This window comes from Bradyrhizobium sp., from assembly GCF_049586575.1.
Taxonomy (GTDB): Bacteria; Pseudomonadota; Alphaproteobacteria; order Rhizobiales; family Xanthobacteraceae; genus Bradyrhizobium.
Genome location: NZ_JBAVCF010000495.1, coordinates 1 through 4,608 on the forward strand (window position 1 = coordinate 1; position 4,608 = coordinate 4,608).

Here is a 4,608-nt window from a genome sequence, read left to right on the forward strand (position 1 = left end):
GCTCCATGCCGGCGACACATCGACAGCTACCAAGGACACGACTCACTATCATCGCAACCTCGGCACCGACAATGTCGTCTTAATTGCCGTCGATATCTTTCATCCTACCAAATAACTTGCCGTTCAGGCCGAGACCGCAAAGCGATTCGGCAGAGAACCCGGCTAGCTTGTCGGGCGTGTTCGGGTGCCCGAACTCATGGAGCAATGTCGGCTCATGGCACGTCGCTGCCCAAGAAGATGTCCGTTGTCACGGCGGGTCTTGGGGTATCAGCGGACGTGACGCGAACACGTCCAAATCGACCTGTTTGACCCCATTCAGACATTCGATCCCGGCAATTGCTGTTTCGCAAAATGGTTGCTGGTTCACGTCACAAGCACTCTTTAACCTTAGCCGGACGAGTTTGGGAGGCGTATGGCATAGGAGGTAAGATAGCGAGATAGCCGGAGCAGCGGCCCAGATACATGACCAGTGCCGATTTATTGGCGGACCCTTGCGGTTCGCCTTTGCCTGACCGGGCGGTTCCACGCTGGATCGTCTCGGCTGGTCTCTTCTTGCTTCTGGGTTTTGCCATCAACGCCGTGACGATTATGGCGTTGCTGGGTTCGACCATGGTGTGGCAAGGCTTGCTCCATCATGACCCGGACATCGCGGTTTCGACCGCAGAGTTGATGCTTGCGTTGTCGCCTGTTGTCGGTGTTTTCGGCGCGTTGGTGCTCACGCCGATCCCGGCCGTCACCGGCGCGGTCGTTCTGGCTCTCTTTATCCTTGTCTTAGGAAGGCTGCCGCTTTGGGCTACTGTTGTCGCAATTCCTTTATGTATTGAGGCGTCTGCACTGCAAATTTATCTCTCGGGTGCTGCGGTGCTCGATCCTTGGCTTGCCGCAGTCCAGGTCCCGTTTGTGCTGGGGTGTTGGGCGTTATCTCGCGCGCTGGCGAAGGCGCCGAGGTCCCCGGAGCGGGTCAAGGCATGCAGGTGGGTGTTGTACCTGTGCACCACCCTGGCCACAGCGGCAATCGTAACAGTGACTGCACTTTGTGTTTACGCCAATTGGAAGCCGTGGCATCCGGAGGTGTCGTGGTCGTCGTCGACTAGGCTGCCGAAAATCTCTCTTGCAACTGAGTGGCAGACAAAAGAACCGTCCGGATTCATTTCGTGGTCGCCGGACGAAACAAAAATTCTGACGCTTTCCAGCTACGGCGATGGGCTGATGGTGGTGCATGACCCGGCGGGACATGTCGAACATCAGCGAGAGTTTCCAGGTCTGGCAAGTCCATTCTCGCCTTACTTTGCGAGTAATGGGAAGCAAATAATCCTGGCAGGCGAGATCAAGACGGGCGTTGCTTTTTCGGTCTTCGATATCGCGTCCGGCCGTACTGTCTTTCAGGAGCCCTTGCTGCAGCCGAACGAACCCGGCCTGGGCGAAGCGGAACTTACGCTCTCGCGAAATGGTTCGGTTCTGGCGGCTGTCCACGGCCGCATCAATGGATACGCTGCCCTTAAACGCCCGATTTCGGTTTATGACACCAGGACTTGGCAGAAGCTTTCAACAATAGAGCTGCCGATCGCTCCGAGTGAAGTTGGCCGGTTAGCCCTTTCCGATGATGGCGGCAGGCTTGCGTTCTGGTCTTCTGGCAAATTCTTTGTTGTCGATGCACGGACAGGTCAGCCAATCACGGTCACGGCACTTCCGGTTCAGCGTCCCACATTTATTGCACTTAGTCCGGACAGCAGCATGGCGGCCGTGGCGGAGGCCGATACCAGCCCACCCTATTTTGCGGCAAAAGCAATTCGGATTTTTCGCTTAAGCGACGGCACTCAGATCGCATCGCGTGCCGCCTTTTCTCACGGGCCGGATTGTTCAGAGAACCAGGATGATTGCGGGCTGAACACTCCGATATTGTGGGCTCCGAACGAACGCTTCCTGATCTTTCCCGATGGTTATCATATGATCCGGCTTTGGAGTCCGTTTGCCGAGGCTGGCGAAGACGCGACGATCAAGACCCGATATTTCGAGCGTGGCATAGCTTTGTCGCCGGATGGCGACCGTTTAGCGATCAGCAACGGCAACTTCGTCAGTGTCTTCCGTATCGGTGGCTGACTGCTGATGTTCGACAATGCGACTGTCATCGATTGAACAGTATTGCTGCATCGCCGTTTGTCTCGTGCTGGCACTTTTCGACCGGCGACGATGTCCGCTTCCGCGGCAGCTAGTGGAAGCAAAGCGGACGTTCAGTTAGCCGACCGTAATGTTGGCCGCCCGGATGACCTTGGCCCATTTCTCGGTGTCTTCGACGACGAACTTGCCGAACTCCGCGGGCGTCATTGCCTTAGGTACGCTACCGAGATTGGCGAACTTGGCCATGACTCCCGGCTCGGCGAGGCTCGCGGTGACCGCGCGGTTGAGCGTGTCGACGACATCCGCCGGCGGGCCCTTCGGCGCCACCATGCCGTTCCAGATGACGGCGTCGAAGCCGGGTACGGTCGCGGCGATGGGCGGGACGCCCGGCAGGGCCGGCGACGGCGCGCTGCTGGTCACAGCCAGGGCGCGGAGCTTCCCCGCCCTGATCTGCTCGATCATTGTCGGGATCGGGCTGAACACGACCTGCATGCGCCCCGCCAGCATGTCAGGGATATAGATTTCGCGGTAATGCACGACCGTCATTTTGACGCCGGTCATGGCCATGAACAGTTCGCCGGCCAGATGCAGCGAACTGCCCTTGCCGGCCGTCGCCATGTTGATGCTGCCGGGATTGGCCTTGGCGTAAGCAATGAATTCGGCGACGGTCTTGGCCGGAAACGACGGAGCGACCGTCATCACCATCGGCGTGCGGGCGATGCTGGCGACCGGTGCGGTGTCGCGGATGAAGTCGAAATGCAGCCCGGTGTAGAGGCTGGCGTTGATGGCATTTGACGAAGTGGCCATCAGCAGCGTGTACCCGTCTGGCGCCGATCGTATGACTTTCTCGGTTGCCACATTGGTGCCGGCGCCGGGCAGATCTTCGACGGCGAATTGCTGACCGGCGTGCTGCGACAGCGACTCACTCAACACGCGCGCCAGAATATCGGTCAGGCCGCTGGCAGGAAACCCGACGAGCAGATGCACCGGCCGTGCCGGATAGGATTGCGCCCAGGCGAAGCGCGAGATAGCCGGGAGTGCAGTTGCAGCCGCTGCCAGACGGAGAATATTGCGGCGGGGAAGTTTCAACATGTTTCCCTCCAGTCAATGTGAGCAACCTGGAATCGGTCACTCTGGTTTGATGTCCGCGAATTTGACGACCTTGGCCCACTTCTCGGTATCCGCGGCGATCAGGCGGCCAAAGTCCGCAGCCGAGCCCCTTAGCGGCATTCCACCCAGATCAGCGAGTTGCTTCTGATGACTCGGATCAAGCAGGGCGGCATTGACTGCGCTGTTCAGCAAATCGGTGATCGCAGGCGGGGTACCTTTGGGCGCGCAAAGGCCCCACCAATTGCTCGCCTCATATCCCGGCAATGTATCCGCCACTGCGGGGACATTCGGCAGCGCCTCGGAGCGGCCGGCCGTTGTTACCCCCAGCGCACGCAATTTCCCGTCCCTGATATAGCCGATGGAGGCAGGGATCGGGTCAAACAGCACTTGGACTTGTCCGCCCAGCAAATCAATCAAAGCCGGTGCACCGCCACGGTACGGGACGTGGATCAGGTCGATGCCTGCCATCATCTTGAACAGCTCGCCCGCGAGATGGGGCGTGGTGCCGATTCCGGCGGACGCCAAGTTGACGCGGCCCGAGTTTGCCTTGGCATAGGCAATGAACTCGGCAACTGACTTCACCGGGAGGGAGGGATTTACTTCCATGACCAGCGGCGCTCGCACGGCGCCCGCAACAGGAGTGAGATCGCGAAGCGGGTCGTAGTTCAGCTTCTTATGGAGAGATACGCTGATGGCATTCGAGGGAGTAAACTGCAGGAGCGTGTAACCATCCGCAGCCGCCTGGGCCGCCGCTTCCGCGGCGACGTTGCCGCCTGCGCCCGGTTTGTTGTCGATGAAAAACGACTGGCCTAGCCCGCTTAATTCATGACGGCGGTGATTTTTGAGTGACGGATGTAGCGGGAAGCCGCGATTCACCGCATGATTCTGGTGCTGAAGCCTCATCAAACGCGCGATCGAGGAGCGCCACATCCGTCATGCACCAGGATAGCCATCTGCCCTTTGACTTGCCAGCGGTTGCGCGCAAGAAGGTGAGCATCGCGTTTGACGGTGGCATGTTGTCATCCAACGCCGGCGTGCTGCTGCTGCGCGGTGTTGAGCAGCGGTTGGGCATCGCGGCAAGACTGGCGGCGTGTGTGACCGACCACCGTGACCCGAACCGGATCGACCACACGCTGGTGGAGATGCTGCGGTTGCGGGTGTTTGCGATCGCGGCCGGATACGAGGACGCCAACGACTGCACGACGCTACGTCAGGACCCGGTGTTCAAGATGGCGATAGGGCGCGCACCCGAGAGTGGTGAGCCGTTGTGCTCGCAGCCGACGATGTCGCGCCTTGAGAACGCGCCGAGCCGGACTGAGATTGCGCGGATGATGGGAGCGATGGTGGACCTGTTCTGTGCCAGCTGGAAGCGGGCACCGG

4 protein-coding genes are annotated in these 4,608 nt (G+C 59.7%); 2 read left to right on the plus strand and 2 right to left on the minus strand.

Translation table 11 applies throughout. From position 1 onward, the window contains the following. The first annotated feature begins 462 nt into the window (after positions 1-462). On the plus strand, positions 463-2,100 hold the full coding sequence (locus WB528_RS19055) for a WD40 repeat domain-containing protein (protein WP_423889949.1): 1,638 nt from the start codon (positions 463-465) through the stop codon (positions 2,098-2,100). 135 nt (positions 2,101-2,235) lie between these two features. On the opposite strand, the gene WB528_RS19060 is transcribed toward WB528_RS19055, so the two are convergent. Both WB528_RS19060 and WB528_RS19065 read right to left on the minus strand, forming a co-directional pair. Next, positions 2,236-3,210 (minus strand): Bug family tripartite tricarboxylate transporter substrate binding protein, encoded by a 975-nt coding sequence (locus WB528_RS19060; protein WP_423889950.1) that lies wholly within the window; start codon positions 3,208-3,210, stop codon positions 2,236-2,238. 36 nt (positions 3,211-3,246) lie between these two features. Next, positions 3,247-4,131, minus strand: coding sequence for a tripartite tricarboxylate transporter substrate binding protein (locus WB528_RS19065; protein WP_423889951.1), 885 nt, complete (start codon positions 4,129-4,131; stop codon positions 3,247-3,249). A 32-nt stretch (positions 4,132-4,163) separates the two neighbouring features. On the opposite strand from WB528_RS19065, the gene WB528_RS19070 reads away from it, so the two are divergent. Next, positions 4,164-4,608 (plus strand): transposase (locus WB528_RS19070; protein ID WP_423889952.1); only part of this gene is annotated, 445 nt, incomplete at its 3' end.

Bases quoted from the DNA above. Each gene is read 5' to 3' on its own strand.
- WB528_RS19055 (WP_423889949.1), top strand. From the start codon at position 463: ATGACCAGTGCCGATTTATTGGCGGACCCTTGCGGTTCGCCTTTGCCT.
- WB528_RS19060 (WP_423889950.1), bottom strand. From the start codon at position 3,210: ATGTTGAAACTTCCCCGCCGCAATATTCTCCGTCTGGCAGCGGCTGCA.
- WB528_RS19065 (WP_423889951.1), bottom strand. From the start codon at position 4,131: ATGAGGCTTCAGCACCAGAATCATGCGGTGAATCGCGGCTTCCCGCTA.